This is a genomic window from Rhodococcus cerastii, from assembly GCF_033042195.1.
Taxonomy (GTDB): domain Bacteria; phylum Actinomycetota; class Actinomycetes; order Mycobacteriales; family Mycobacteriaceae; genus Rhodococcoides.
The window spans coordinates 195,695-220,787 of the sequence record NZ_JAWLKF010000004.1 but is presented as its reverse complement, the minus strand read 5'-3'; the positions used below and the strand labels follow the sequence as shown (position 1 = coordinate 220,787).

33 protein-coding genes are annotated in these 25,093 nt (G+C 64.2%); 20 read left to right on the top strand and 13 right to left on the bottom strand.

The window, feature by feature from the left end; genetic code table 11:
• Nucleotides 1-66 precede the first annotated feature (66 nt).
• Together R3P93_RS10415 and R3P93_RS10410 are read left to right on the top strand one after the other, a co-directional pair.
• Nucleotides 67-546 (top strand): tetratricopeptide repeat protein, encoded by a 480-nt coding sequence (locus tag R3P93_RS10415; protein WP_218829022.1) that lies wholly within the window; start codon nt 67-69, stop codon nt 544-546.
• Entirely contained in the window at nt 543-974 is a 432-nt protein-coding gene (locus tag R3P93_RS10410; protein ID WP_317532977.1) for a PPOX class F420-dependent oxidoreductase, read from the top strand. Before R3P93_RS10415 ends, R3P93_RS10410 begins: the two co-directional genes overlap by 4 nt.
• A gap of 106 nt (nt 975-1,080) precedes the next feature.
• Here R3P93_RS10410 and R3P93_RS10405 read toward each other — a convergent pair whose 3' ends face one another.
• Nucleotides 1,081-1,950, bottom strand: coding sequence for an AraC family transcriptional regulator (locus R3P93_RS10405; protein ID WP_317532976.1), 870 nt, complete (start codon nt 1,948-1,950; stop codon nt 1,081-1,083).
• 109 nt (nt 1,951-2,059) lie between these two features.
• Here R3P93_RS10405 and R3P93_RS10400 point away from each other — a divergent pair, with 109 nt between their 5' ends.
• Both R3P93_RS10400 and R3P93_RS10395 read left to right on the top strand, forming a co-directional pair.
• The gene (locus tag R3P93_RS10400; RefSeq protein ID WP_149407615.1) at nt 2,060-2,299 is read left to right on the top strand and encodes a hypothetical protein; all 240 of its coding nucleotides are present in this window, start codon (nt 2,060-2,062) and stop codon (nt 2,297-2,299) included.
• Complete coding sequence (locus R3P93_RS10395) at nt 2,296-2,559, top strand: aldo/keto reductase (RefSeq protein ID WP_149407616.1); 264 nt, start codon at nt 2,296-2,298, stop codon at nt 2,557-2,559. The genes R3P93_RS10400 and R3P93_RS10395 overlap by 4 nt, the downstream gene beginning before the upstream one ends.
• 7 nt (nt 2,560-2,566) lie before the next feature.
• On the opposite strand, the gene R3P93_RS10390 is transcribed toward R3P93_RS10395, so the two are convergent.
• Both R3P93_RS10390 and R3P93_RS10385 read right to left on the bottom strand, forming a co-directional pair.
• Nucleotides 2,567-3,031 carry a GNAT family N-acetyltransferase gene (locus R3P93_RS10390; RefSeq protein ID WP_188078818.1) on the bottom strand — a complete coding sequence of 155 codons (465 nt, stop codon included), beginning with the start codon at nt 3,029-3,031 and terminating at the stop codon, nt 2,567-2,569.
• A complete protein-coding gene (locus tag R3P93_RS10385; protein WP_149407618.1) occupies nt 3,028-3,402 on the bottom strand; it encodes a cupin domain-containing protein in 375 nt (124 codons plus the stop codon). Before R3P93_RS10385 ends, R3P93_RS10390 begins: the two co-directional genes overlap by 4 nt.
• A gap of 252 nt (nt 3,403-3,654) precedes the next feature.
• Here R3P93_RS10385 and R3P93_RS10380 point away from each other — a divergent pair, with 252 nt between their 5' ends.
• Both R3P93_RS10380 and R3P93_RS10375 read left to right on the top strand, forming a co-directional pair.
• Entirely contained in the window at nt 3,655-4,380 is a 726-nt protein-coding gene (locus tag R3P93_RS10380) for an HAD-IA family hydrolase (RefSeq protein ID WP_149407619.1), read from the top strand.
• Nucleotides 4,373-4,615, top strand: a complete 243-nt coding sequence (locus R3P93_RS10375; RefSeq protein WP_149407620.1) for a hypothetical protein — start codon at nt 4,373-4,375, stop codon at nt 4,613-4,615. Before R3P93_RS10380 ends, R3P93_RS10375 begins: the two co-directional genes overlap by 8 nt.
• A 46-nt stretch (nt 4,616-4,661) precedes the next feature.
• Here the strand turns inward: R3P93_RS10375 and R3P93_RS10370 are convergent, their stop codons facing one another.
• Nucleotides 4,662-5,111, bottom strand: a complete 450-nt coding sequence (locus R3P93_RS10370; protein WP_149407621.1) for a MarR family winged helix-turn-helix transcriptional regulator — start codon at nt 5,109-5,111, stop codon at nt 4,662-4,664.
• An 80-nt stretch (nt 5,112-5,191) separates the two neighbouring features.
• Between R3P93_RS10370 and R3P93_RS10365 the strand changes: the two genes are divergently transcribed.
• On the top strand, nt 5,192-5,836 hold the full coding sequence (locus tag R3P93_RS10365; RefSeq protein ID WP_149407622.1) for a hypothetical protein: 645 nt from the start codon (nt 5,192-5,194) through the stop codon (nt 5,834-5,836).
• A 6-nt stretch (nt 5,837-5,842) separates the two neighbouring features.
• On the opposite strand, the gene R3P93_RS10360 is transcribed toward R3P93_RS10365, so the two are convergent.
• From R3P93_RS10360 to R3P93_RS10350, 3 genes are all read right to left on the bottom strand, one after another.
• Entirely contained in the window at nt 5,843-6,055 is a 213-nt protein-coding gene (locus R3P93_RS10360; RefSeq protein WP_068045421.1) for an oxidoreductase, read from the bottom strand.
• 14 nt (nt 6,056-6,069) lie between these two features.
• On the bottom strand, nt 6,070-7,140 hold the full coding sequence (mraY, locus tag R3P93_RS10355) for a phospho-N-acetylmuramoyl-pentapeptide-transferase (protein WP_149407623.1): 1,071 nt from the start codon (nt 7,138-7,140) through the stop codon (nt 6,070-6,072).
• A gap of 116 nt (nt 7,141-7,256) precedes the next feature.
• Nucleotides 7,257-8,081: a helix-turn-helix transcriptional regulator gene (locus R3P93_RS10350; RefSeq protein ID WP_262498574.1), complete on the bottom strand. Its 825-nt coding sequence runs from the start codon at nt 8,079-8,081 to the stop codon at nt 7,257-7,259.
• Between the two features lie 46 nt (nt 8,082-8,127).
• Here R3P93_RS10350 and R3P93_RS10345 point away from each other — a divergent pair, with 46 nt between their 5' ends.
• Together R3P93_RS10345 and R3P93_RS10340 are read left to right on the top strand one after the other, a co-directional pair.
• Complete coding sequence (locus R3P93_RS10345) at nt 8,128-8,505, top strand: VOC family protein (protein ID WP_149407624.1); 378 nt, start codon at nt 8,128-8,130, stop codon at nt 8,503-8,505.
• A gap of 18 nt (nt 8,506-8,523) precedes the next feature.
• Nucleotides 8,524-8,910, top strand: coding sequence for a VOC family protein (locus R3P93_RS10340; protein WP_068045411.1), 387 nt, complete (start codon nt 8,524-8,526; stop codon nt 8,908-8,910).
• 4 nt (nt 8,911-8,914) lie between these two features.
• Here R3P93_RS10340 and R3P93_RS10335 read toward each other — a convergent pair whose 3' ends face one another.
• From R3P93_RS10335 to R3P93_RS10325, 3 genes are all read right to left on the bottom strand, one after another.
• Nucleotides 8,915-9,436 carry a mycothiol transferase gene (locus tag R3P93_RS10335; RefSeq protein WP_149407625.1) on the bottom strand — a complete coding sequence of 174 codons (522 nt, stop codon included), beginning with the start codon at nt 9,434-9,436 and terminating at the stop codon, nt 8,915-8,917.
• 4 nt (nt 9,437-9,440) lie between these two features.
• Complete coding sequence (locus tag R3P93_RS10330) at nt 9,441-9,794, bottom strand: PLD nuclease N-terminal domain-containing protein (protein ID WP_149407626.1); 354 nt, start codon at nt 9,792-9,794, stop codon at nt 9,441-9,443.
• Nucleotides 9,795-9,881: 87 nt separating this feature from the next.
• The gene (locus R3P93_RS10325) at nt 9,882-10,499 is read right to left on the bottom strand and encodes a LysE/ArgO family amino acid transporter (RefSeq protein ID WP_149407627.1); all 618 of its coding nucleotides are present in this window, start codon (nt 10,497-10,499) and stop codon (nt 9,882-9,884) included.
• A 75-nt stretch (nt 10,500-10,574) separates the two neighbouring features.
• Between R3P93_RS10325 and R3P93_RS10320 the strand changes: the two genes are divergently transcribed.
• A complete protein-coding gene (locus R3P93_RS10320; protein ID WP_317532975.1) occupies nt 10,575-11,429 on the top strand; it encodes a LysR family transcriptional regulator ArgP in 855 nt (284 codons plus the stop codon).
• A gap of 1 nt (nt 11,430) precedes the next feature.
• Here the strand turns inward: R3P93_RS10320 and R3P93_RS10315 are convergent, their stop codons facing one another.
• Complete coding sequence (locus R3P93_RS10315) at nt 11,431-11,835, bottom strand: hypothetical protein (RefSeq protein WP_317532974.1); 405 nt, start codon at nt 11,833-11,835, stop codon at nt 11,431-11,433.
• A gap of 130 nt (nt 11,836-11,965) precedes the next feature.
• On the opposite strand from R3P93_RS10315, the gene R3P93_RS10310 reads away from it, so the two are divergent.
• On the top strand, nt 11,966-12,292 hold the full coding sequence (locus tag R3P93_RS10310) for a hypothetical protein (RefSeq protein ID WP_317532973.1): 327 nt from the start codon (nt 11,966-11,968) through the stop codon (nt 12,290-12,292).
• Here R3P93_RS10310 and lat read toward each other — a convergent pair.
• A complete protein-coding gene (lat, locus tag R3P93_RS10305) occupies nt 12,289-13,617 on the bottom strand; it encodes an L-lysine 6-transaminase (RefSeq protein ID WP_149407629.1) in 1,329 nt (442 codons plus the stop codon). The two genes, R3P93_RS10310 and lat, sit on opposite strands and share 4 nt — an antisense overlap.
• A 124-nt stretch (nt 13,618-13,741) precedes the next feature.
• Here lat and amaB point away from each other — a divergent pair, with 124 nt between their 5' ends.
• From amaB to R3P93_RS10290, 3 genes are all read left to right on the top strand, one after another.
• Complete coding sequence (amaB, locus tag R3P93_RS10300) at nt 13,742-15,277, top strand: L-piperidine-6-carboxylate dehydrogenase (RefSeq protein ID WP_317532972.1); 1,536 nt, start codon at nt 13,742-13,744, stop codon at nt 15,275-15,277.
• A gap of 73 nt (nt 15,278-15,350) precedes the next feature.
• Nucleotides 15,351-16,508: a hypothetical protein gene (locus R3P93_RS10295; protein WP_317532971.1), complete on the top strand. Its 1,158-nt coding sequence runs from the start codon at nt 15,351-15,353 to the stop codon at nt 16,506-16,508.
• A gap of 82 nt (nt 16,509-16,590) precedes the next feature.
• Nucleotides 16,591-17,022, top strand: coding sequence for a hypothetical protein (locus R3P93_RS10290; protein WP_149407632.1), 432 nt, complete (start codon nt 16,591-16,593; stop codon nt 17,020-17,022).
• Nucleotides 17,023-17,110: 88 nt separating this feature from the next.
• On the opposite strand, the gene R3P93_RS10285 is transcribed toward R3P93_RS10290, so the two are convergent.
• Nucleotides 17,111-18,817 (bottom strand): cutinase family protein, encoded by a 1,707-nt coding sequence (locus R3P93_RS10285; RefSeq protein ID WP_149407737.1) that lies wholly within the window; start codon nt 18,815-18,817, stop codon nt 17,111-17,113.
• A 104-nt stretch (nt 18,818-18,921) separates the two neighbouring features.
• Here R3P93_RS10285 and R3P93_RS10280 point away from each other — a divergent pair, with 104 nt between their 5' ends.
• Genes R3P93_RS10280 through R3P93_RS10255 form a run of 6 tightly spaced genes read left to right on the top strand, consistent with a single transcriptional unit; the run spans nt 18,922 to nt 25,086 of the window.
• Nucleotides 18,922-19,434, top strand: coding sequence for a GNAT family N-acetyltransferase (locus tag R3P93_RS10280; protein WP_262498576.1), 513 nt, complete (start codon nt 18,922-18,924; stop codon nt 19,432-19,434).
• Nucleotides 19,435-19,460: 26 nt separating this feature from the next.
• Complete coding sequence (locus R3P93_RS10275) at nt 19,461-20,378, top strand: hypothetical protein (protein ID WP_149407633.1); 918 nt, start codon at nt 19,461-19,463, stop codon at nt 20,376-20,378.
• Nucleotides 20,375-22,561, top strand: coding sequence for a heavy metal translocating P-type ATPase (locus R3P93_RS10270; protein ID WP_149407634.1), 2,187 nt, complete (start codon nt 20,375-20,377; stop codon nt 22,559-22,561). The genes R3P93_RS10275 and R3P93_RS10270 overlap by 4 nt, the downstream gene beginning before the upstream one ends.
• A 43-nt stretch (nt 22,562-22,604) precedes the next feature.
• Nucleotides 22,605-22,838 (top strand): RNA-binding S4 domain-containing protein, encoded by a 234-nt coding sequence (locus R3P93_RS10265; protein ID WP_032397061.1) that lies wholly within the window; start codon nt 22,605-22,607, stop codon nt 22,836-22,838.
• On the top strand, nt 22,835-23,572 hold the full coding sequence (locus R3P93_RS10260) for a class I SAM-dependent methyltransferase (protein ID WP_094638467.1): 738 nt from the start codon (nt 22,835-22,837) through the stop codon (nt 23,570-23,572). Before R3P93_RS10265 ends, R3P93_RS10260 begins: the two co-directional genes overlap by 4 nt.
• Nucleotides 23,569-25,086, top strand: a complete 1,518-nt coding sequence (locus R3P93_RS10255; protein WP_094638468.1) for an NAD(P)/FAD-dependent oxidoreductase — start codon at nt 23,569-23,571, stop codon at nt 25,084-25,086. Before R3P93_RS10260 ends, R3P93_RS10255 begins: the two co-directional genes overlap by 4 nt.
• The last annotated feature ends 7 nt before the right edge of the window (nt 25,087-25,093 follow it).

Genomic DNA, 25,093 nt, shown 5'->3' with positions numbered 1-25,093 from the left:
GACGACAGCACCTGTTCGAGTAGGTACGGTGCACTCGACGAACGAGCTGCAGCAGCGGGACGCATCGTGGACCCGCTAGCGGCGTTCTGGCGCAACGCGGACGACTCCGATCCACTGCGGATGCGAATTCAGTTGGACCATCTGCTTGCGATCGCGTCGTACTCGGATGCTCGCGTGCTGTTCGAGCGTGCGTCGCTGGAGGACTTTCTGGGCGACGAAGAGGCGGCGGTGCCGTTGTACGAAGCGTCCCTGTCGGCCGGGCTGGATACAGACAGGGAGCACCAGGCTCGTATCCAACTTGCGAGCTCGTTGCGTAACGTCGGGCGTCCTCACGAAGCAGTGCAGGTGCTGCAGGATGCCGAGTTCTCGAACGAATACGTCGCTGCGCGTGACGCATTCATTGCCCTGGCATTCTGGGACCTGGGAGAACACGAACTCGCACTACGTAACGCGTTGCAGGCAGCGGAACCGGTGCTCGGCAAATATCGGCGAGCAGTCGGGGCTTACGCCGCCGACCTGTCCACTCGACCCGAGGAGAAGCCATGACCGCGAGCGCCTTCGACCCACACGACCTGCTCGAGCAGAGCCGCATCGGAGTGCTGGCCACCATCAAATCCAGCGGAATTCCGCAGCTGTCTCCGGTGACGCCGTTCTACGACCGGTCAGCCGGCACCATCACGATCTCGGTCACCGAAGGGCGAGCAAAGACGGCGAATCTACGTCGAGACCCCCGCGCCGCGCTCGAAGTGACCAGTGCCGACGGCACAGCATGGGCGACAGCGGAAGGAACCGTCACCCTCACCGGCCCGGGATCGACACCCGAGAGCCCCGAAGTCGATGCCCTGGTGGACTACTTCCGCGCCGCCGCCGGCGAGCACCCCGATTGGAACGAATACCGATCCGTCATGGTCGCCGACCGACGAGTACTGGTGACCATCTCGGTGACACACGTTTACGGCCAATCGATCGCCTGACACCTGATCCAGTCCACTCGATGTGACATTGACCCCCGAAAAGGCCACTGAATGTCACATCGAGTGGACATGGTGGGCCGCGACGAGAGGGGAGGAGTGAGTACGGCTATCGACTTCGTTGGACTGGAATCCAGAGTTCTCCCGCTCCCGAGGTCCAGTCGGGGGAGGTTTCCTTGACGGTCAGGATTTCCGGTCCCGGGATTGTTTCGTAGGGGTTGGAGGGGAACCATTCGCTGAAGGCGTCGGCCCAGAGTTGTTGGAGTGCGGGGGCGAGTGCGGTGTCGCTGCTCGTCTCGAATACCGCCCAGGTCGATGCGGTCACGGCGAGGGTGTCCCAGTCGGATGTTCCAGCCGAAGTGCTTGCAACGGCAAAGTAGTAGTCGAAGAGGCTGCCGTCTTCGCGTTCGGGCTCGAAGCCGTCGCTGACGAAGAGGATGTCAGGAAGTTCGGGCAGGTCTGCCAGTTCGAGTAGTTTTTCCCCGGTTCCAGGGGCGAGGCTCCGGTGGAATTCGGTCATTGCGGTGTTCTCGCCGCGGAACCGCAATGGGATTCGGGTGGATTTGCCGACGATGTGAAATGCCGGCAGTTCGGTGATGCGGTATCGCATGGTGCTTCGTCCTTCGATGGTCAGGTGAAATGTCACGGCTTGTCTGGAACGAAGGACGGCTCCGGGTCGGCGGGCCTGAGATGGCGTGATGCCGTGTAGGTCTCGGAAGGCGCGGGTGAATGCGTCTGCCGTGTAGCCGTATTTGGTCGCGACGTCGAGCACCGCTGTACCGTCGAGAATGTCTGCTGCTGCCGATGTCATGCGGCGTTGCCGGATGTAGTGCGACAGAGGCAATCCAGCCAGTGCCGAGAACACGCGTCTGAAGTGGTATTCGGATGTCAGCGTGATGCGAGCGAGCTCCCCCGCATCGATCTCGCGGTCGAGATTGTTCTCGATGTGGTCGAGTGCCGCGTTCCATCGTTCGAGCATGTGCCGGTGACCTTCCTTCGTTCTGTCCCAAACGATAGGAGCAGTGCATCACCGGAGTCTCGACTTCCCGTGCCGCGAAAGGTCGGATTCAGATGGTGCGAAGGTGCCGGTGCCGTTGACGAGAGCGCAGGCGGTCGAGTTCATCGATCGCAGACGCGTCATTCCCTGGGCACCGCTACGCGGTGGAGTGCTGACCGGCAAGTACACCGCGGCGGACCTCGCGGTGCCGGGTTCCGATGCGCCGGCGGGTACTCGACGCGATCATGCGAGGTCGAGCGGAAACGCTGACTGCGCGGGGGCTCGCGATCGCGGACACGGTTGTCGGGGTTCGCTCGCCAACTCGACGTGACTCCTGCTCAGATGGCGTTGGCGTGGACGCTTCGGCATCCGTCCGTCGTCAGCTCGTTGATCGGCGCACGTACTCCGGAACAGCTGCAGCAGAACATCTCTGCCCTCGACGTCACCTTCGACGAATACCAACTCGACACTCTGCAAGCAGCCAGCGCTGTCGACCTCGGGTTCCTGCACGAGTTCCTGATGCGACCCATGATGCGCGGCGTCACGACCGGCCGTACCACGGTGAGGCACCGTCCTATCAGGACCTGGTGACCCGAAATCACTGCCTCGGAGGAGACCGGAAGGTCATGGGATCACCGTCGTCGACCAGCTTGAACCCGGCGCGCTCGAGCACCCGACGCGAGGCGCTGTTCGCCCGGTGAACCTGCGCTGCCATCGGGAGACCATCCGTATGATCCTGCGCAAGAGCGATCAGTTCGCCTGCGTAGCCACGACCCCACTGGTCCGGATCCACCCAGTACCCGACCTCGAAGTGGTCGGACCGTCGAATCAGGCTGAGCAGACCGACGGGGTGCCGATCATCGTTGGTGCCGATGAACCATCTCTGTACGTCCGGCGTTCGGGCGTCCTTCGCGCTCAGGGCGCGCGAGAACCGCTCATCGAAATAGTCTCTATTCCAGGGGTTTCCGTCACCGACCCAACGGACGACGTCGGGGTTCGATGCCATCGAGAACAGGAAGTCGGCGTCGGATCCCACGGCGGGCCGCAACAGAATCCGCGTCACAACTCTCGGATCTGCGAGGTCAGGTCCCCGCCCGCATCGCCGGTGTTGACGGTGCCTGATCGCTCGAACAGAAGTGCAGAGACTTCTTCGACGGCTTTGGGGCAGTGTTCGACGCCCGCTGGGACCACAAAAACGTCACCGGGACCCAGAACGACATCGCGGTCGCGAAGCTGGATGGTGAGTTCTCCGCTGTGGACGAAGAACATCTCGTCGGTGTCGGGGTGTGTGTGCCAGACGAATTCGCCGAGCAGCTTCACCACCTTGACGTCGTAATCGCTGATGCTGACCAGTCGGTGAGGCTCCCAGGGCTTCTCGATCGTGTTCAGCGCTTCGGCGACGTTGCGCACCTCGTCGTCCCTGCCCATATTCATGGGTTCTGCCTTTCATCGTCAGCCGATCGACTGTCGCGATGAACTCTACCGTCGATCAGCTCGGATACAGGAACGATGTGAACAGCCCGATAGACTCTGTCGCGCAGTAGATTTGCTTCCCGGTCGGTCAGCGTCCGCATCGACAGCCGGACAGGCGAGTGCAGATGACGGGCAGTACGATGCTCATGACCTGCAGACGGTATCGGCACGAAGAATCGGCCGCCATCGAATTTCGCAAGGAGGCCCGGCCACATGAATCTCGCCGACTACGACGTGTTGAGCTTCGATTGCTACGGAACGCTGATCGATTGGGAAACCGGCATCCTCGAGGTGCTCAGGCCATGGGCACAGGAAGCCGGTTCGCCGTTGTCCGACGACGAGCTGCTTGCGGCCTACGGCATCAACGAATCTCAGGCACAGCGTGATTCACCCGCTGCTCTGTACCCCCGGATCCTTGCCGACGCCTTCATGCGGACCGGTGACATGCTGGGAATCCCTGTCTCGACCGAGTGGGCGGACAGGCTCGGGGGTTCCGTTCCGGACTGGCCGGCATTCGAGGACTCGGCCGACGCGTTGTCGTCCCTCGGCGAGAGCTACAAGCTCGTCATCCTGTCCAATGTGCATCGCGACGGCTTCGCAGGGAGCAACCGCCGCCTCGGCGTGCAGTTCGACGCCATCGTCACCGCCGAGGACGTCAAGGCCTACAAGCCGGCGGACAATCACTTCGACGCGCTCGACGGAGTTCTCGAGACGCTGGGTGTCCCACGATCACGACTGCTCCACGTCGCGCAGAGTCTGTTCCACGATCACGTGCCTGCCAAGCGCCACGGCATCCCGTCGGTGTGGATCGATCGGCGGCACGATCGCCCCGGATGGGGAGCAACGCCTGAGCCATCCGGGGAACACAGTGTCGACATGAAGTTCCCGAGTATGGCCGCTTTCGCAGCAGCGGCCCGCGAGGCTCGCTCGGATGCGTAAGGTCTCTACCTTCGTCGGCTTCTCACTAGGACTGATCGCGTCGATCGGTATCGTCCTGCGGGACGGCGCGCCGCGTCGAGTCAATTACGCATTCGTCGGCGGTGATTCGCAGTACTCGGAGTTCCTGGGTATGCCTGGGCAGTTGGCCACCCTCGTCGTCGGGTTGCCTGTTCTGGGCGCGGTACTCGGATTGGTTGTCGGCATCGTGATTTCAAGAGTGCGACGGATGCGCTGACCGGAGGATGTTGTAGGCGAACGGCATTCGTCCCTGACCGGTGTCGTCACCAATGCCAGGCGTCACCTCCGACGTTCTGGATTGTTCGCTGCAGCACTCGAATAGTGGTGACGTACTCGTCCTGTCCGATTCCCTGCATGCGTTCGTCCTGCAGCATCTGTTGAACGTCTGCGGCTCGCCGAAATTGTGCTTCACCTTTCGGGGTGAACGTCAGGCGCAAATTCGATTCGATGATCCAACCCTTGTCACGTGCAGACGCGATGGCCTCGACGATTGCTTCCGGCGTGTCGTTGTGCCCGATCTTCTCGACGGTCTCGGCGCGATCGGCCCCCGTGGGGTGCAGCGAGATCTGGTGCAGGAGCCACCATTCAGGTTGGCTGACACCGACTTCGGCCAGTGCTGCGCGGATCCGATTTCGAATGGCGTCGCCGGCGCGTGCGGTCCAGAATCCGATGGGCTGAAGTTCGGGTGGCTGCATGGGTCTCAGTGTGTTCATGAAAGCGACGATAGAACCTCGACAAAGCTTCAGGTCAAGTACTCGAATGGACCGGACAGGCCATGAGTAGAGTCCCGATCGTGGACAGGCCATCCGGTAAAGCGCTCGTCGCAGTGCTGGCCGCCGTCGGCGCGTCGATAGGCGCTGCGGCAGCGGTCGTCTGGCATGTCGCCGTAGCCGATGCGCAGGAACTCGGCGTGACCCACGCCCGCCCGAGTTGGTTTCCCGTGACGCTTTATCTCGTCGCAGCAGGAGTAGCAATCGGTCTCGTGGCTGCCTCGTTCCTCGTCGATTCGGGTCTGCGCATCGTTCAGGATCGGCAGTACAGCCGCGTACACCTGTTCGTGTTGTTGATCGTCGTGGGTGCGGCTCTGGGAGCGGGCAGTGCACTCGCCTGGACGCACTGGCCACCGCAACCAGCCGAAGCCGCGTGGGATTGGTCGTGGGAGCATCCGTGGAGTATCGAGATCAACTCGCCTCCTGCAGCTGACTTCGGCTGGACAGCGACGGACACCTACATGGCCGAAACGTATGTGACCGACGCAGTGTATGTGCCGTATCTCGGCGACGACCTTGTCACATCGACCTTCACTCCCACCATCGGCAATCCGTGGCTGGTGTTTCCGATCGGTGGAGTAGCGATTGCAGCGTTGGCGGCACTCACGCTGTCACTCAGAGATTTTCGCCTGACCGTGGTGTCGCGTTCGGATCAGGACGCTGTGTAGCGAGCCCTATTCGTCGGTGCGCAGTTCGTCGACCAAGGTGAACAGTCGTCCCAGGTAGTCGCTGTGAAAGACCTCGGTCGCACGGATCTTGGCGTCTCCGTCGAGGCCGAATTGAAGGTTGACGAGCTCGACCCCGATTGCGACGCGTCGAGCATCGAGTTGTTCGAGTTCGGCGGCGAGAGCGTCGACCTTGGCAACAGGCGACAGTTCTTCAGTCATCCCAGAATCGTAGGTCAGCCGACGGCTGCGAGGAATTCGCTGTAGAACAATCCGAGTCCCAGCGCCGACGCGATGGCCGCGAACAGCCACAGTCGGATGATGACCGTCGTCTCGGCCCAGCCGGCCAGTTCGAAGTGGTGGTGGATCGGGGCCATTCGGAACGGCCGCTTGCCGGTGCTCTTGAACGACGCGACCTGGATGACGACGGAGGCACTCTCGGCGACGAACAGCGCTCCGAAGACGAGGGCGATCAGTTCGGTCTTGCTCACGATCGACAGGCCGGCGAGGAGTCCGCCGAGGGCGAGTGAGCCGGTGTCGCCCATGAAGATCTTGGCCGGAGCCGCGTTCCACCAGAGGAATCCGATGCAGGCACCCGCGGCCGCAGCGCAGACGACGGCGAGGTCGAGCGGATCGCGTACCTCATAGCACCCAGCGACCGAATTGGTCGCGCAGGACTGCCGGTACTGCCAGAACGTCATCACCGTGTACGCGCCGAGAACGAGCGTCATCGACCCCGCCGCCAAACCGTCGAGCCCGTCGGTGAGATTGACCGCGTTGGACCACGCGACGACGAGGAAGACAACGAACAGGACGAAGACGATCGGGGCCATGGTGAAGAACGTGGATTGGCGTACCAGCGACAGCTCGACGTTGCCCGGAGTCAGCCCGTTCCCATTGCGGAACTGCAGCGCCAGTACCGCGAAGATCACCGCTGCACTGATCTGCCCGACGTACTTGCCGGTCGCCTTGAGTCCGAGGCTTCGTTTCATGCGGAGCTTGATGTAGTCGTCGAGGAATCCGACGACGCCGAGTGCCGTCGCGAGACCGAGAATCAACAGCGCCGACGCCGAGGGCCCGTCACCGCCCATTGCGACGAGGTGCGAGCCCAGGTAACCGGCCCACAAACCGACGATGATAGCGACGCCGCCCATCGTCGGCGTTCCGCGCTTGGCGTGGTGACTTGCCGGACCTTCGACGCGGATCTCCTGGCCGAAGCCCTGCCGGGTGAACAGTGCGATGAGAAATGGAATCAACAGAATCGAGACCGCCAACGCGATTCCACCGGCGACGAGAATGTTGATCATGCGTTGAAGCCCACTCTTCCTCTGTGCTGCTGTTCCCCACCACGATGCTTATCGGGCACCGCGAATACTGTGCCAAACGAATCGGCAAAAGTCGCATTGCGTGACGAAGGCGTTACTCACCGTTGGTAGGCGCTCGGCGGCATTCCGACCAATTCGGTGAACTCCCGAGTGAAGTGAGCCTGGTCGAACCACCCGTACCGTGCGGCCAAGTCTGCCAGCGGACCCGAGTAGCCGTTGTCGAGCTCGCTGAGGGCGTCGTGAATCCGATACCGCCCGAGTACCCACTTGGGCGTCGCGCCGACATAACGCTCGAACAGCCGCTGCAGTCGACGAGTGCCGACGCCACACCGCTGTTCCACCTGCGCGACGCGAATCAGCGCCCGATCTCCGAGCATGGTCGCAATGACGTCCAAGACCACCTCGTACTCCGGCTCGACGTCACGGGCGTAGGGCGTGAGAACCGCGTCGACGACGGTTCGGCAGTGGTCGGCATCGAAATGCCCATCCAGCTCGGCCAGTGCAGCGACGGTCTCGGACCGGAACGGGGTCGGTGGCGCTACCGGGACGTCGCGCAGGGTTTTCGCCACGGTTCCGGTGAAACTCGCGTAGCCGCCGGGCCGGAACTTGACGCCGAAGACCCACCCGGACTCGGCGAGGACGACGTCGAAGCGGCGCGTGAGGACCCCGGTCACGACCACCGGCTCGACAACGCCCTCGCGGGTCCAACCGTGTTCGACGCTCAACGTGCAGGCCGGGTGCGGGAGCGTCGAGCTGTGATGCGTTGTGCCGGGCGGCAGTTCCCACTGCAGCTGCCAGTAGTTCTCGACCCACGGTTCCAACGACTCCGAACACGGTAGCCGTACGAGGTCGACATGCTGCGCCAGCTGATCGGGCCGCAGGACGCCGGACTGGGTGGCTGTCGCGTTTTTCCTATCCGGCACGCGCGTCAGTGTAGGAGTCTGGTCCGACACGAGAAGGAGGAACACCATGACCGAGACACCCCTGGCCACGCTGAAGATGGTCACCCTGGACTGCACCGACCCTCGGGCCAGCGCGTCATTCTGGTCGTCGCTTCTGGGCTGGAACGTCGTGCATGCGGAGCAGGAGTACGCGATGCTGCAGGGGCCGAGCAGTGCGCTCGGATTCGGCCGCGTCGACGATTATCGACCGCCGCCGTGGCCGAATGCGAACGGCAGCAAGCAGTTTCATTTCGATCTTGCTGTCGACGATCTGGACGCCGCGGCGACGGCTGCCGTGGAATTGGGCGCGACGCTGCCCGAGAACCAGCCCGGTGAGACCTGGCGCGTACTCCTGGACCCGGCCGGGCATCCGTTCTGTCTGACGAATGCCGCGAACTGGGGCTGACGGTCTACTGTTTTCGTTGTGAAACCGCGCCTGGCAGGAATCGAAATCATCGTCGCCGACATGGCGTCGGCACTGGCGTTCTACCGCGTTCTCGGGCTGGATATTCCGGCCGAGGCCGACGGTGAGCAGCACGTGGAAGTCGACCTCGGCGGAGTTCGCCTGCTGTTCGATCTACCGTCGACCATCACCTCGTTCGATCCGTCGTGGACGCCGCCCAGCGGGGGCCATCGCGTAGCGCTCGCGTTCGATTGTGGGACGCCCGACGGGGTGGACGCGGCGTGGGCTGCGGTGACGAAAGCCGGGTACACCGGTCACCTGCAGCCGTGGGATGCGTTCTGGGGACAGCGTTATGCCGTCGTACACGATCCCGACGGCACCACCGTCGATCTGTACGCGAACGTCTGAGGCGTCAGTTCTCGGCTTCGCCGGTCGGCCCGCCGGCCAGTTCGACAGCGACGTCGAGGTGGCCGAGGTGACGGGCGTATTCCTGGAGTACATGGAAGCAGATCCAGATCAGCGTCGGCTGCTCGTCGCTGAATCGCCCACCGGGAGTAGCCAGTTCGTCCATTCGGTGTGATTTCAGTATCTCGTCGGTGAGGCGGGCGCCGTCGTCGAGCCTGCTCAGCAGTGCTTCGGCGTCCACATCTTCCGGTACGTGCCAGGAGCCGTCCTTCGCGTCTCCCCAGGGCGCGTCGACTGCGCGGCCGAGAAATCCCCAGACGAACCACCGCTGCTCCATGTGCACCAGATGGGTCAGCATCTGCAGGGGAGTCCACTCGGATGGGACGGCCGTGCTGGTCAGTGCATCGTCGCTCAGCGAAGTGATGCGCCGAACCAACTCGCCGCGATAGAAGCGCAGGTACTCGCGAAACAACTCGGCGGGATCGGAAAGGGCGGAGTTCGGCTCGGGAAACGTCGTCAGCTTCGCCATGGTCTCAGTCGTTTCTGCGCTGCTCGCGGGCGATGCGGCGCTGCTCCTCGGCCCGGGCGCGGCAACGGCGGAGGAATTCCTCGTCGCTCTCCTGCGATTGGGCAACGGCGCGTCCGGGTTTGGCGTCGTACTCGGGGTAGGCCGACGAGGTGCGTGGTGCGCCGCTGCCACCCCAGATGCCGCCGTTCTCGGGCCGGCCGACGACGAGCCACGCGATCGATCCGGCGAGCGGCAGAACGATGACGAGCAGCAGCCACACCATTTTCGGAAGGTGGCGGATGCCGGAATCGTCGGCGGTGATGACATCGATCAAGCAGAAGATGGACAGCAGCATGATCAGCAGGCCGAGGTACGGCACGGGAAATCCTCCAGGTTTGTCAGACCGCGCGGTCGGTCTTTCGCGACTATCAGATCACTCGTTGTACTGCGGATCAAGTATCCAGGTTCAGCCGAGCACCAGCAGTGCTGCGAGGGTCAGCATCATGATGCCGATGCCGAGGTCGAGTACTCGCCACGCCGACGGCCTCGCGAACAATGGACTGAGCACCCGCGATCCGTAGCCGAGCGCGGTGAACCACAGCACGCTGCCCAGCATCGCGCCGGCGGCGAACCACCATCGCAGTTCACCGGGCTGACGGTTTCCGATGGACCCCAGGAACACCACGGTGTCGAGGTAGACGTGAGGATTGAGCCAGGTCAGAGCCAGGCACGTGGCCACGGCGGCGATCAGCGAACCGCCTCCGTGCGCATCCGCGGTCATGGTGGACGGCGTCCGAGCACGGTTCAGTGCCATCAGGCCGTAGACGAGCAGAAACAGTGCACCGAGGACGGTCACGACGCGCAGAGCGACAGGAAACCGGTCGACGAGAATGCCGATTCCTGCCACCCCGGCCAGGATCAGAACCGCATCGGACAGTGCGCACACTGCCACCACCGGCAGTACATGGGCGCGCTGCAGGCCCTTACGCAGCACGAACGCGTTCTGCGCTCCGATGGCGACGATGAGGGAGAGTCCGACGCCCAATCCGGTGAGGGTCGATTGTGCGGCGGCGAGCGAGGTCATGACGGCAACGCTAGGAGCCGGTCATGATTAGGTCCAGCGAATGTATTTCAGTAATGATCAGCGTAGCTTCATATTATGGAGATCGAGCAGCTCAGAGCCTTGCGGGCCGTGGTCGACGGTGGAACGTTCGAGGCCGCTGCTCGCGCGCTGTACGTGACCCCGTCGGCGGTGAGTCAGCGCATCAAGTCGCTGGAGCAATCGCTCGGTCGGACTCTGGTTCAACGCAGCAAGCCGGTGGTGGCAACCCAGTCGGGTGTCGCGGTGCTTCGTCTGGCGCGTCAGATCGACACTCTCACCGAGCAGACTCGGGCAGAACTGAGTGACGACGGCGTCGCTGCGCCCATTTCGCTTGCCGTCAATGCGGATTCGTTGGCGACCTGGGTGCTGCCCGCGCTCGCACCACTGGCGCGCAACACCACCTTCGATCTGCATCGGCAGGACCAGGACCGGACCGCGCAGTTGCTGCACGACGGGATCGTCTCCGCTGCAATAACCTCCGTGGCCGATCCGGTTCGTGGCTGCACCGTTCGACGCCTCGGTGCGATGCGCTACCGGCCGTCGGCCACGCCGGAGTTCATCGATCGGTGGTTCGCTGCTGGAGTGACGGCGAAGGCTTTGCGCTGTGCTCCGGTGGTCGTCTTCGATGCAGACGACCGATTGCAGGACAATTACTTACAGCGCTTCGGTGTCGACCCACACGAGCCGCCGCGTCACCTGGTGCCGGCTTCTTCCGACTATGCGCGAGCTGTCGACCTCGGCTTCGGCTGGGGCATGATCCCTGATCTGCAGGCCCGTGACTCGCTGAAGTGCTTCGACGACAACGGGATCGACGACGTGCTGCTGTACTGGCAGCAGTGGTCGCTGTCGTCTGTCGCACTGCAGCGAGCGGCCGACGCCGTGGCGGCGGGTGCCGAGCGAATGCTGCTGTAATTCAGGCCGGACTGTCGTTCGGGACGACCTCGGGCAGTCCGTCGCCGACGGGATCGAGAATCGCCGCCGATCGGGTGCCCCATCGCTCGTGCGCAGATTGCCGCGACATTCCGACGGCCGTTCCGATCGTCGCCCACGTTGTGCCCTGAACTCGAAGCACCACAACGGTTTCGATGCCATCGAGGCCGGCTGCGAGTTGCACACGCAGGCTCAACAGATGCCACGCGACGCTTCGCCGTGCGGGCAGGTCGGTAGATTGCTCGGCCTCCCAGTCCGGTGTGCCCGGCAGGGGCCCTGTGCCGATGATCTCGTCGGCGATGCGACCGGCCTCGGTGGCTGCTGCCGTCACGACGGCCCGCGTCGCAGCAGTGATATCTGCCTCGGTTGCGAGGGTGATGGGATCCATGACCGACCTCCTGTGTCAGGAAAAGCCTGACAGCGGAAGGTCAGACTGTCAAGATTTACCTGACAGTGGAACGGAGAGGGCAAGGCGAAAATCGCTGTACTCGTCAAGTTGCCGTTGCTATTTTCGGCGGATGACCATTCGCTATCACGTGACCTCGGTGCTCAACCGTGACTCGATTCGGTGCCACGGACTCGACTGGCGTCGTATGGGTGCCGCTCGCGGTATTGCCGGTAGCAACCAGCCAGAGCAGGCGGGTTGTTTCCTGGCAGCCGATGCGTGGGAACGTGATTGGTTCGTGGGCATGAACAACACCGGTGGACCGGTCGATGTCTGGGAAGTCAGTGGAGTCGAAGAGGGTGACCTCGTGCAGTCGCCGGAGAACTTCTACTTTCGTCCCGGTGTCATTCCGACGTCACAGATTCGGTTGGTGCAGAGAGACATCCCTCCCGAGCGCTAGAGCATGCTCAGCACTCGGTCGATGGACTCGACTGCCTGGGTCAGTTCGGCTTCGGTGATGGTCAGTGCAGGGCGGAATCGCACTGCCGCGTCGCCGCAGCCGAGCGCCAGTACATGTTCCTCGGTACGCAACAGCTCGATCACTCGGTCGCGGGTGGAGGCGTCGGGCAGGGAGAAAGCGCACATCAGACCTCGTCCACGTACTTCGGATACCACTGTGTGTCGAGTTGCCAAGTCCTGCAACACTGTCAGCAGTACGGCTCCGAGCTCACCGGCACGAGGGATGAGCTTCTCGGATTCGACCACTTCCAGGATTCGACGCGAGCGCACCATGTCGGTGAGGTTGCCACCCCACGTCGAGTTGATGCGGGAGCTGACAGCGAAGACGTTGTCGTCGATGTCGTCGACGCGACCGCCGGCCATGACGCCGCAGACCTGAACCTTCTTGCCGAAGGCGACGACATCCGGCACGACGTCGAGCTGCTGGAATGCCCACGCGGTACCGGTCATTCCGGCTCCGGTCTGTACTTCGTCCATCACGAACAGTGCATCGAACTCGTGGCAGAGTTCCCGTAGCTTCTGCAGGAATCGGGGCCGGAAGTGGTGATCACCGCCCTCGCCCTGGATGGGTTCGATGATGGCGCAGGCGATGTCGTGCGGGTTGGCCTCGAAGGCCAACCGAGCCGCCGCCAACGATGCGTCCTCGAGTTCGTCCATGTTCGCGCCGGATCGGATGAACGGGGACGGGATTCGCGGCCAGTCGAACTTCGGGAAGCGCGCGACCTTGTTGGGGTCGGTGTTGGTGAGTGACATCGTGTAGCCCGAGCGTCCGTGGAACGCATGCTCGAAGTGCATCACCTGGGAGCCCAGTGACGGGTCCAGGCCATGACTTTCGTTCCATCGCGATTTCCAGTCGAATGCGACCTTCAACGCGTTCTCCACGGCCAGGGCACCGCCTTCGACGAAGAACAGGTGCGGCAGTCGATCGTCACCCAGGACCCGAGCGAACGTGTCGACGAATCGAGCCATGGGGACGGTGTAGATGTCGGAGTTGCTGGGCTTGTTCATCGCCGCCTGCATCAGATCGGCCCGGAAGTCCGGGTCGTCGATCAGCGCCGGATGGTTCATGCCCAGCGCGTTGGACGCGAAGAACGTGAACAGGTCCAGGTAGCGGGTGCCGTCCCTGGCGTCGACCAGCGTGGATCCGGTCGACGCATCGAGGTCGAGCACCAACTCGAAACCGTCGGCCAGCAGGTGTTCACCGATCACGTCGCGGACGTTGGCGGCATCGATGGTCACTCCAGTGCGCTGTAATACTTGCGTCATAAGGACGAAGATACGCGCTAATATTCCGTAAGCAAGTCCATATAACAGGAAAATATACGATTCGAGCCTCGATCGGTAGGCTCATCTCCGACGGTTCGGTTCTCTCCACGGAAGGTGTACGCGCATGTCTGCATCCATCACCCACGACGAGTTGAGTGTGCGCACTCGCGCGATCCTCGACCGGCTGGGTGCCACGATCGCGCTCGACGCCCCCGCGGGACCGGACTCGATCATCGCGCGCTCGCCCATCACCGGCGGAAACCTGGCGTCGCTGGCGTGTGCTTCGGCGGCCGATGTCGAGACCGTCGTCGCCGATGCGCGCACCGCGTTCGTGTCGTGGTCGCAGGTGCCTGCCCCCGTGCGTGGTCAGGTGATCCGGGAACTGGGCGAACTGCTGCGCGTACACAAGGAGGATCTGGGCGCGCTGGTGTCCATCGAGGCCGGGAAGATCGTCTCCGAGGGGCTCGGTGAGGTGCAGGAGATGATCGACATCTGCGATTTCGCCGTCGGACTCTCCCGTCAGTTGTACGGCAACACGATCGCCACCGAACGGCCCGGGCATCGCATGATGGAGCAGTGGCATCCGCTCGGCGTCGTCGGCGTCATCACCGCGTTCAATTTCCCTGTCGCGGTGTGGAGTTGGAACACCGCTCTCGCCCTCGTCGCGGGAGACACGGTCATCTGGAAGCCCTCGGAAAAGACTCCGCTGACGGCCGTCGGTGTACAGGCGCTGTTCGAGCGTGCCGCCGCCGCAGCCGGAGTGGACCCCAAGATCGCGCAACTGCTGATCGGTGACCGCGCGTCCGGCGAAGCGCTGGTGGACGATTCGCGGGTTGCGTTGGTCTCGGCAACCGGTTCGACGCGGATGGGCCGTGCTGTCGCGCCCCGTGTCGCCGAGCGATTCGGCCGAGTGTTGCTCGAACTCGGCGGAAACAATGCAGCGATCGTGACGCCGTCGGCCGATCTCGATCTGACGACGCGTGGGCTGGTGTTCTCGGCCGCCGGGACAGCAGGTCAGCGATGCACCTCGCTCCGACGCGTCATCGTGCATTCCTCGGTCGCGGACGAGTTGGTCCGCAGGCTGGCAGCGGCATACGAGACGCTGTCGATCGGATCTCCCTTGGCCACAGACACTCTGGTGGGTCCGCTGATCGATGCCACCGCATTCGCCGGTTACCAGAAGGCTCTCGAGGCGGCGGTGTCCGACGGCGGAACGGTCGTGGTCGGCGGCGAGCGAGTGAACGTGGTCGACGAGTACTCGTTCTATGTTCAGCCCGCGATCGTGACGATGCCCGCGCAGACCGACATCGTCAAGCACGAGACGTTCGCGCCCATCATGTACGTGTTGACGTACGACACCCTCGACGAGGCCATCGCATTGCACAACGATGTGCCTCAGGGCCTTTCGTCGTCGATCTTCACCACCGATCTGCGCGAGGCGGAGCGCTTCCTGTCCGCCGCGGGCTCGGACTGCGGCATCGCCAACGTCAACATCGGACCCTCCGGCGCAGAGATCGGCGGCGCCTTCGGCGGCGAGAAGGAAACCGGTGGCGGTCGCGAATCCGGTTCGGACGCATGGAAGGCCTACATGCGGCGAGCTACGAACACGGTCAACTACTCCAACGAACTGCCCCTGGCGCAGGGAGTGAAATTCGGCTGACGGCATGATCGGCAGTATGAAAGTACTGTCGATGCTCCTGGCCGGTCTTTCCGTTGGCTATTCGATCAGTGTTATGGCACTCCGAGAGCCGCTTCTGTACAACGATTTCGGCATCGGTTCGTCGGCAATTCTCGACGGTGTGGTCGTGCTCGCCATCGCAGCAGCAGTTACCGCAGTGGTGTTGGCACGCTCGGGCGGACGAGCCGCGCCCTGGATCGCGGTTGCCGCGCTGCTGGTGATCGTCTTCGAATCTCTCGGCATGGCTCCGGGTTTGCTGGGCGATTGGGCGGCGGCGCTCAGCGCTGGTGTGCTGCTCGGTACGTCGGCGATCCTTGCCGCATCTCATCGGGGTGCACAGGCCGCTCTCGCGGTCGGACTCCTCGCCGCCGCGCGGGTGGGTGCCGAGCTCGGAACGCTCCTCACCAGCTCGTCCGGCCGTCAGTTCGCCTGGGAGGTCGCCGGCCCCGAGGACGCGGTGGTGCCCCAGAGGGCAGCCATCGCGGTGATACTGGCTGTTCTCGCCGCGGTATTTCTCGTGGCCGGATATCGAACCTCGTCGGTTGCAACGTCGCAGGCGCGCACCCGAATGCTCGCGGTCGGTATCGCATTGCCTCTGGTGGCGGGCGGGTTCGGTTGGTGGGCCACCGAGTACCGCGACAGCACCCTCGTGTGGTTTCTCGCGCTCGCCGGGCTGACCGTAGCGGCGCTCGTCGCTGCTTGGCTCTTACCGAAGCGCGACGGCTCGCTGATCCTCGTGTTGTTCGCCTCGTGGGCGGCCGGAGTCTCGTCATTCGATTTTGCCGACAGGTCCTACTCCTCGGTCGGTCTGACGGTGTTCCTACTGGCCGCAGGCGGACTGATTGCCTGCCGCTTCCCGCAGATCTACCTCGGGCTTTTCGCGCTGCTGATGGTCGCGGCCGTGGATCTCGCGCAGAACATGGGCGTCGGTCTTCCCTTGTCCATCCAGCAGTGGGTGGTGCCCTTCATCGCGGCCTATGTGCTGGTGTCTGCATTGCCGACGGCACCGACCTCGTTGGCGATCGGTGTGACCGTTCCCTTCACTATGGTGTTGACGGTCACGATCTACGGGGGTAGTTACGGCCCGCTGGATTCGGCAGACGACTTCGAGTTCTTCGGTTCGTCGCAGCCGTCCGCAACCGCACTGTCGATCGGCGGTCTCGTCGTGCTCTCGGTCTGCGCGGCTGGGGTGTGGCTGCTGCGTCGCAGATAGCGGCACGCCCGAAACGCCCAACAGTTGCCGGTCACCTCATCGGCTTGACAGGTCTGAGCACCTCGGCCGTAGCGTGCATCTCATGTCCGATCACAGCCGGAACACAGATCTGCCCGACGCCGTCTCCGACGTGACTTTGGGTTTCTGCGTCGCCGTCGCGATGTTTCTGCCGTCGTATTTCGGCGCGACGCTCATCACCGACGCGTTGCTGGGCCGGGCAGGTCTGCCGCTGTCCCCGCTGCTGTGGCTGGTCGTGGCGGTACCTCTGGCGATTGTCATGGTGCGTGTGGAAGACCGGGTCCAGAGTCGTTCTGACTGGGACCGAATCGAGGGGTTCTGGTACACCGGCGGCGTCGGTGCACTGACTCTGCCGCCGCTGGGGCTGGCGCTGCTCGCACCGCTTCCGACGTTGACCGATCTCGACCGGGGCGGTCCGTCGATGGTGGTGTTCGTAGCAGTGGCGCTTCTGATCGTGGGCATCGTGGTCCGGGGGAAGCTGCGCGGCACGGCCTGAGTCACGGGCACTTCGATGTGACAGCAGACGAGCCCGCCCACCGAATGAAACAGGTGGACGGGCTCGTGAGCGTTCTGCACGCACTGAACTATGGCGCAGGTACAGCCTCGGTGGTCGTGGGAACCACGGTCTCGGTTGCTGTCTCGACAGCGGTTTCGGTCGCGGTGACGCAGACCGGCGGTGCGCCCTCGGCGGGTGTCTCGCCCTCGACTGCGACGGTGCACTCGGGGGTCGTTGCCGTCTCGGTGGCGGGGGCCGGAGCCGGTGCCGAACTTTCAGCGGCCGGTGCCGGCGCAGCCGGAGCTGCCGGGGTCACGACCGGGCTGGTGGTGACAGGTGCGGTCGTCGTGGCCTTGGGGGTTGCCGTTGCCGAGGTGGTCACCGGTGCGACGATGGTTTCCACCGCTGCTCGTCCCGCCTTCTCCTGGACCTCTTTGGTCTTCACCGGCTCGCCGCGGTTGGCTTCCTCGGCCAGTTCGGTCAGCCATGCCGCGGCGTACTGCACCGAGGTCAGCGGCTTGCCGTTGGCGGCATCGGCGTCGCGCCAGTAATCGAAGTGGTGTCCCGTCCCGGGTCCCAAGGTCAGGCCGTACGGATCGTTCATGATGACCGGAACGGTGTTCTGATTGGACGAGATGAATCCGGTGATCTCGCGGAAGATCTTCTGCGGCAGGTACACGAGGTCGATCATCTGACCGGTTTCGATCGGTTCCTGCTCGCCGTCGACCTTGGCCGAGACGGGAGTCGTGACCGTGCCGGGCTTGTAGCCGGGCTCGGACACCTTGATCAGCACGTCGAGGAATGTCTCGTCGCTCTGCATCCAGTTGGGTTGCGAGGCGATGTCGTTGAAGGCGTTGACTGCGATGCGTCCCAGGGCCAGTGCGAGATCTGCGCCGGTGGCGGGGGTGAGCTGTTCGTTCTGCAGTGCGTCGGCGTTGACCTGACGACCGACGTTGGCGGCCAGATGAATCAGTGACGTGTTCTCCGGCAGTGCGCAGGTGAGGTCGCCGTCGGAGCAGAAGGACGCCACTCGGCCGTCGAGCGCTCCGAATCCGCCGGACGTGCCGGGCAGTGCGCCCTGTCCGGGAACTGCGGTGTTGCCGTTCTGGTACTTGGTGTCGAAGCCGTCCGGGTTGCCGAACGGGTTCTCGGCACCGGGGAACGGTCCGTCTCCCGACACGCGGCCGGCGTCGGCGAAGATGACGACTCCGACGACCTGGTTGGGATCGACGATTCCGTACGTGCCGTCGGCCGATACGACCTGGTTGCCGACCTCCATCGCGGTGCGGCGGGCAACGTCTGCGCCCTCGCTGTAGCCGACGATGGCGAATCGGGTGTCGGGGCAGGACGCCGAGATCGTCCGTATGATGGTCTGTGAGTTGGTGACGCCGGTCTGCACGGCGTTCTCGTAGCTCGCCAGGTCTGCCGGGTACTCGACGTACACCGCGGCGTAGGAGTCGGGAACCACGTTGCCGTTGTTGGGGGCTCGCACGGCCTGGTCGATCCAGTCGCTGGAGTAGTCGCCGGACATCGCTGCGGGGAGCCGCTCGCCCTCGGGGGTGGTGAGCCACTTGACGCCCTCGCGCGGGGTGTCGCCGCGGCCGCCGATCGCGATGCTCACCATGTCGTAGCACGTGGCCGTCGACACCAGTTCGATGGATGCTTCGGTGGTCGTGGAGGGAGTCGACCAGGGTGCGGCCACAACTACTCCGGCACCGAGGGCTCCGATCGCGAACGCGCTCAACGCAACGCGCGCACGCTTCGACTTGCCAACATTCATGTTTTCGATCCCCATCATGTCCGCCCGAACTGATCCCGACTGCAGTTGCCAGTGGGTTACCCGGCATTTCGTCCTCGGGGTGGTTCGCGTTACAAAGTGGATGATTTACCGTCGTGCGCATGACAATTCACCCTCGAATTACATCGATGGAATTCGGCCTGTCCGACGGGTCGACGTGCGTTGTGCGTGAGGCGGTGGCGTCGGATCTGGAATCGATCGTGGCATTGCTGGTCGACGATCCGCTGGGTGTCTCGCGGGAATCCGCAGATGAGATGGATCGATATCGCGCAGCGTTCGAGGACATCTCCTCGGACCCGCGAAATCTGCAGGTCGTCGTGGTGCACGGTGACGCGGTGGTGGCAACGCTGCAACTGACCTTCATTCCCGGGCTCGCGCGCGGAGGCGCACTGCGGGCACAGATCGAAGCAGTTCGGGTAGACGCGCAGTGGCGCAGTCGCGGACTCGGCGGTGCGCTGATCAGGTGGGCGATCGACGAGGCCGAGCGCTGGGGATGCGCTCTGGTGCAGCTGACCTCCGACGCCAGTCGAACGGACGCTCATCGCTTCTACACCCGACTCGGCTTCGTCGACTCCCACGTCGGTTACAAGATGACCCTCGGAACTACCACTTAGATACCCTGGGGGGGTAGGGTAGTGCTGTGAACTCAGGACGGCAGGAACTCGACGCACCCACCAAGCTCGTCGGCTTTGTCGTCGGGATCGCGTTTCTGTTCCTGGCGGCGCTGTTCGTCGGGGACAAGATCGGACCCGACGCCCAGGCGACCGCAGCCGCGTCACACACCGGTCACGACGCGCACGACGAGCCGGCTGCCCCGGCCGCGATGCCTGCCGGGCTCCAGGCCACCCAGGACGGCTACACACTCGAGCTCGAGCGATCCGTCGTCGAGTCCGGACCGGAAGTACTGGTCACCTTCACGATCAGCGAACCGGATGGGTCTGCGCTGACCGACTACGACGTCATGCACACCGAGGAACTGCACCTCATCGTCGTTCGGCGCGATCTGACGGATTTTCAACACGTACATCCGACGCGTGACGCGTCGGGAACATGGTCGACGGCTCTCGATCTCACCCGGCCCGGGCCTTACCGTCTGTTCGCCGACTTCACCCCGGCCGGCGGCGAGAACATCACCTTGGGAGCGGAGCTGACCGTTCCCGGCGACTATCGACCGCAGCCCCTGAGTACGCAGCCCCTGAGTACGCGGCCCCCGAGTACACCGAATGTGACATCGAGGGTCGACGGTTACACCGTGACGCTCGCCGGTGCAGTGACTGCGGGCGAGGACTCGACCGTCTCTCTGACTATCGATCAGAACGGACGCGAGGTCACCGACCTGGAGCCGTACCTCGGTGCCTACGGACATCTGGTGGCTCTCCGCGCCGATGACCTCGCCTACCTGCACGTCCACCCCGAGGACGGGCCGCCGGGGCCGACGGTCGACTTCACCGTCGATGCGCCGACCGCGGGAACATATGCGCTCTATCTGGACTTCCAGCACCAGGGCGTCGTCCACACAGCCGAATTCACCATCGAGGCACAGGAGGGTGGGGCATGAGCCAGGAAACGGAACTTCTTCTCGGCGGTATGACGTGCGCGTCGTGCGCCAACCGCATCGAACGCAAGCTCAACAAACTCGACGGGGTATCGGCGACGGTCAACTACGCCACCGAGAAGGCCCGCGTCACCAGTGACGGCGTGGCCACCGAGGACCTGATCGCAGCCGTCGAAGCTGCCGGCTACACCGCATCGTTGCCGGCTGCCGAACCCGCGGACGAACCCCCGACCGATCCGCTGAAGCAGCGATTGATCGTCTCGGCAGTGCTCAGCGTGCCGGTGATCGCAATGGCGATGATTCCGGCGTTGCAGTTCACCAACTGGCAGTGGCTCTCGCTCACGCTGGCCGCCCCCGTCGTCGTATGGGGAGCCTGGCCCTTCCACCGCGCCGCCTGGACCAATCTGCGGCACGGCACCTCGACAATGGACACCCTCGTCAGCATGGGAACCCTTGCGGCCCTCGGATGGTCGCTGTACGCGCTGTTCTTCGGCACCGCAGGCACGCCCGGCATGACGCATCCGTTCGAGTTCACGATCGCTCGAACGGACGGGGCGAGCAACATCTACCTCGAGGCCGCGGCGGGCGTGACCACCTTCATCCTGGCCGGACGATGGTTCGAGAGCCGATCCAAGCGTCAGGCCGGGGCGGCATTGCGCGCCCTGATGGACCTCGGTGCCAAGACCGTTGCTGTATTGAAAGACAGTAAGGAACAGCAGATTCCGATCGAGCAGTTGGCCGTCGGCGATCTGTTCGTCGTTCGCCCGGGTGAGAAGATCGCCACCGACGGAACCGTCGAGAACGGTTCCTCGGCCGTCGATCGGTCGATGCTGACCGGTGAATCCGTGCCGGAGGAAGTCGGCGTCGGCGACGCGGTGGTCGGTGCAACGGTGAACGTCGGCGGCCGAATCACGGTGCGAGCGAGCAGAGTCGGTGCCGATACCCAGTTGGCGCAGATGGCGAAAGCAGTCGAGGACGCGCAGACCGGTAAGGCGCAGGCGCAGCGTTTGGCCGATCGTATCTCGGGCATCTTCGTGCCGATCGTCATTGCGATCTCGGTCGCGACGCTCGGATTCTGGCTCGGTGCAGGCAATTCCGCGGCGAGCGCGTTCACCGCTGCGGTCGCGGTGCTCATCATCGCGTGCCCGTGCGCGCTCGGCCTGGCCACACCCACCGCACTGATGGTCGGCACCGGACGGGCCGCGCAACTCGGAATTCTGATCAAGGGACCCGAGATCCTCGAATCCACCCGTCGCGTCGATACCGTCGTGCTGGACAAGACCGGAACCGTGACCACCGGTGAGATGACTCTGCAGTCGGTGCACGTGGCGGACGGCGAGGACGAGGACGTGGTCCGTGCCGTGGCGGCGGCGTTGGAAGCGGGTTCGGAGCACCCCATCGCCCGAGCCATCGCGAGTGCGACCCCATCGATGACCGTCGAGGAATTCACGAGCCTCGAGGGCCTCGGGGTGCAGGGTGTCGTGGACGGCCGCGCCGCAGTGATCGGCCGTCGCTCGCTGCTGGCCGACTGGTCGATGCCACTGCCGGCGGAGCTGGCCGAGGCCTTCGAGACCGCCGAGAATCAGGGACGCACCGCCGTCGCGCTCGGCTGGGACGGCAGGGCTCGCGGAGTGCTTGTGATCTCCGACTCGGTGAAGCCGACCTCGAAGCAGGCCGTCGCGGAACTACGGGCACTCGGCCTGACTCCCGTCATGCTGACCGGCGACAACGAAGCCGCCGCCCGCACGATCGCCGCCGAGGTGGGAATCGATCAGGTCATCGCCGGCGTCCTGCCGACGGGCAAGGTCGATGCCGTCCGAGAACTGCAGGCGTCGGGCAAGGTCGTGGCGATGGTCGGCGACGGTATCAACGACGCGGCCGCGCTGGCCACGGCCGATCTGGGACTTGCGATGGGTACCGGCACCGACGTGGCGATCGAGGCCAGCGACCTGACGCTCGTGCGCGGTGACCTGCGGGCCGTCGGTGATGCCATTCGGCTCTCCCGACGCACGCTGAGCACCATCAAGGGCAACCTGTTCTGGGCGTTCGCCTACAACGTCGCTGCAATTCCGCTCGCCGCTGCGGGCCTGCTCAACCCCATGCTCGCCGGTGCCGCGATGGCGTTGTCCTCGGTGTTCGTGGTGAGCAACAGTCTCCGATTGCGCAGGTTCCGCTTCGCGATGTGACTCGTTGGTAGCAGCGAACGGCGCGCTAGTACAGGATGGAGACATGTCCGACGCACACGATGTCCCCATTCGCGACGAATCGATCAGGCTGGGTCAGTTCCTCAAGCTCGCCAACCTCATCGAATCCGGTGCCGAGGCCAAGGGCGTCATCGCCGACGGTTTGGTGAGCGTCAACGGGGACGTGGATGTGCGGCGCGGACGGCAGTTGCAGCACGGTGATGTCGTATCGGTCCAGGGTGGGCCCTCGGCCCGCGTGAGCAAGGAAGAGGCACTGTGAAGGTCGGAAAGAGCGGACTGCCGCGAAACGAAGTTCCCGGGGCATTCGACGTCGGTGCAAAGGCGTACGACCGACTTGTCGGAGCGAACCCCGGTTACCACGAGCACCTGCTCAAGTCGGCCAAGCGGCTGCGGATCCCCGATCTCGGTGCCGGCCTGCGCTTGCTCGACATCGGTTGCGGTACCGGTGCATCCACTGCCGCGTTGCTCGAAGCCGCCCCGCACGCCGAGATCGTCGCCGCCGACGCATCCGCCGAAATGCTCGAGGTCGCTCGGAGCAAGGACTGGCCTTCGAACGTGACGTTCGTGCACTCACGCGTCGAGGATCTGGCGGTGAACGGGGTCGACGGTCCGTTCGACGCGATCCTGGCTGCATACCTCATCCGGAATGTCGACGAACCCGACACCGAGCTGAAATCGCTTCTGGCGCTGCTGCGTCCGGGCTCGACCATCGCGTTCCACGAGTACTCGGTACACGATTCGCTCCGCGCCAGGATCTCCTGGAACGTGGTGAGCTGGGGCATCATCATTCCGCTCGGCTGGCTCGCGACACGCGACGCCACCCTGTACCGACACCTGTGGCGCAGCGTCGTGACCTTCGACGGCGCGTCGGCCTTCATGCGGCGGATGCAGCGTGCGGGCTACACCGGCGTCGCGAGAGAAACGATGACCGGGTGGCAGAACGGTGTGGTGCACACGTTCCTCGGCTCTCGTCCCAGGGAGGAAGAGCGTTGACCGACTCCAAGAAGGTCACCCATGCTGCCGCGCAGGGATATTCGGATGCCGGTCAGCTGGCTGATGTCCCGCACGTGGTGGTGGTCGGCGGCGGTATCGCAGGCCTGAGCGCCGCGACAGCACTGGCCGAGCGTGGTGTGAAGGTGCACCTGGTCGAGCGCGAGAGCTACCTCGGTGGCCGCGTCGGCGGGTGGGACACGACGCTGGAGGACGGCTCGCCCGCGACCATGAGCCGCGGCTTCCATGCGTTCTTCCGGCAGTACTACAACCTGCGAAACCTGTTGCGCCGCACAGATCCAGGGTTGTCTCGGTTGCGTCCGGTCGACGACTACCCGCTGATCGACGGCGACGGCCGGATCGACGGCTTCAAAGGGTTGCCCGACACTCCACCACTCAACGCGTTCGCGTTCGTCAAGCGCAGTCCGACGTTCCGGTGGAAGGACCTCACCGACCTCAACGGCATCGCCGCCCTGCCGCTGATGACGGTGAGTGTGCCGAAGACCTTCGACGAGCTGGACACCACTCCGGCCGCAGAGTTCCTGCGCAACATCAACTTTCCCGAGGCAGCACGGCACCTGGCCTTCGGTGTGTTCTCCCGCAGCTTCTTCGCCGATCCCGAGAAGATGTCTGCTGCCGAGCTGGCGATGATGTTCCACATCTACTTCCTCGGCTCGTCCGAGGGCCTGATCTTCGACGTTCCCCGTGACCCGTATCCACAGGCGCTGTGGGACCCGCTGGGGGAGTACCTCACCGGACTCGGAGTCGACATCAGAACCTCCACACCGTGCGGTGAGATCACCCGCGGCGGCCTGCGAAAGTTCCGCGTCGACGCGGGCGGCATCATCGACGCCGACGCGGTGGTTCTCGCCACCGACATCGCCGGATTGCAGCGTGTGCTCGAGCAGTCATCCGAGCTCGGTACGCCCGATTGGCGCAAACAGGTTGCAGCCCTGCAGAACACACCGCCGTTCCTGGTGCACCGCGTGTGGTTGAGCAAGGCCGTCAACGCCGACCGTCCCGCCTTCATCGGCACCGGAGGCATGCCCCCGATCGACAACATCAGTGTCCTCGAACGCTTCGAGGACGAAGCGGCGCAGTGGGCTGCCCGCACCGGCGGCTCCGTCGTCGAACTGCACGCTTATGCCGCCGAGGAATCCGAGGAGGTCACCAGGCAGCAGCTGATGGATCGGATGCACCAGATCTATCCGGAAACCGCTGATGCAGAGGTGATCGCCGAGCGATCCGAGTGGCGCGACGATTGCCCCATGTTCGGCCTCGGCGCGTTCGCCGAGCGGCCGACCGTCCGCACTCCGGAACCTGCTCTGGTACTTGCGGGTGACGGCATTCGTATCGATCTGCCGGTGGCGCTGATGGAACGTGCGGCCACCACAGGGCTGCAGGCCGCGAACACACTGTTGGCGAGCTGGGGCATCACCGGACACGACATCGAAACAGTGCCGACCAGTGGACGATTCAAGATGTTCGACGCCATCGAGAGACTCATGAACAGGTGACTTCGGA

Bases quoted from the DNA above. Each gene is read 5' to 3' on its own strand.
- R3P93_RS10410 (WP_317532977.1), top strand. From the start codon at position 543: ATGACCGCGAGCGCCTTCGACCCACACGACCTGCTCGAGCAGAGCCGC.
- R3P93_RS10405 (WP_317532976.1), bottom strand. From the start codon at position 1,950: ATGCTCGAACGATGGAACGCGGCACTCGACCACATCGAGAACAATCTC.
- R3P93_RS10385 (WP_149407618.1), bottom strand. From the start codon at position 3,402: ATGAATATGGGCAGGGACGACGAGGTGCGCAACGTCGCCGAAGCGCTG.
- R3P93_RS10380 (WP_149407619.1), top strand. From the start codon at position 3,655: ATGAATCTCGCCGACTACGACGTGTTGAGCTTCGATTGCTACGGAACG.
- R3P93_RS10375 (WP_149407620.1), top strand. From the start codon at position 4,373: ATGCGTAAGGTCTCTACCTTCGTCGGCTTCTCACTAGGACTGATCGCG.
- R3P93_RS10370 (WP_149407621.1), bottom strand. From the start codon at position 5,111: ATGAACACACTGAGACCCATGCAGCCACCCGAACTTCAGCCCATCGGA.
- R3P93_RS10360 (WP_068045421.1), bottom strand. From the start codon at position 6,055: ATGACTGAAGAACTGTCGCCTGTTGCCAAGGTCGACGCTCTCGCCGCC.
- mraY (WP_149407623.1), bottom strand. From the start codon at position 7,140: ATGATCAACATTCTCGTCGCCGGTGGAATCGCGTTGGCGGTCTCGATT.
- R3P93_RS10345 (WP_149407624.1), top strand. From the start codon at position 8,128: ATGACCGAGACACCCCTGGCCACGCTGAAGATGGTCACCCTGGACTGC.
- R3P93_RS10335 (WP_149407625.1), bottom strand. From the start codon at position 9,436: ATGGCGAAGCTGACGACGTTTCCCGAGCCGAACTCCGCCCTTTCCGAT.
- R3P93_RS10325 (WP_149407627.1), bottom strand. From the start codon at position 10,499: ATGACCTCGCTCGCCGCCGCACAATCGACCCTCACCGGATTGGGCGTC.
- R3P93_RS10320 (WP_317532975.1), top strand. From the start codon at position 10,575: ATGGAGATCGAGCAGCTCAGAGCCTTGCGGGCCGTGGTCGACGGTGGA.
- R3P93_RS10315 (WP_317532974.1), bottom strand. From the start codon at position 11,835: ATGGATCCCATCACCCTCGCAACCGAGGCAGATATCACTGCTGCGACG.
- R3P93_RS10310 (WP_317532973.1), top strand. From the start codon at position 11,966: ATGACCATTCGCTATCACGTGACCTCGGTGCTCAACCGTGACTCGATT.
- lat (WP_149407629.1), bottom strand. From the start codon at position 13,617: ATGACGCAAGTATTACAGCGCACTGGAGTGACCATCGATGCCGCCAAC.
- amaB (WP_317532972.1), top strand. From the start codon at position 13,742: ATGTCTGCATCCATCACCCACGACGAGTTGAGTGTGCGCACTCGCGCG.
- R3P93_RS10295 (WP_317532971.1), top strand. From the start codon at position 15,351: ATGGCACTCCGAGAGCCGCTTCTGTACAACGATTTCGGCATCGGTTCG.
- R3P93_RS10290 (WP_149407632.1), top strand. From the start codon at position 16,591: ATGTCCGATCACAGCCGGAACACAGATCTGCCCGACGCCGTCTCCGAC.
- R3P93_RS10285 (WP_149407737.1), bottom strand. From the start codon at position 18,817: ATGGGGATCGAAAACATGAATGTTGGCAAGTCGAAGCGTGCGCGCGTT.
- R3P93_RS10280 (WP_262498576.1), top strand. From the start codon at position 18,922: ATGACAATTCACCCTCGAATTACATCGATGGAATTCGGCCTGTCCGAC.
- R3P93_RS10270 (WP_149407634.1), top strand. From the start codon at position 20,375: ATGAGCCAGGAAACGGAACTTCTTCTCGGCGGTATGACGTGCGCGTCG.
- R3P93_RS10265 (WP_032397061.1), top strand. From the start codon at position 22,605: ATGTCCGACGCACACGATGTCCCCATTCGCGACGAATCGATCAGGCTG.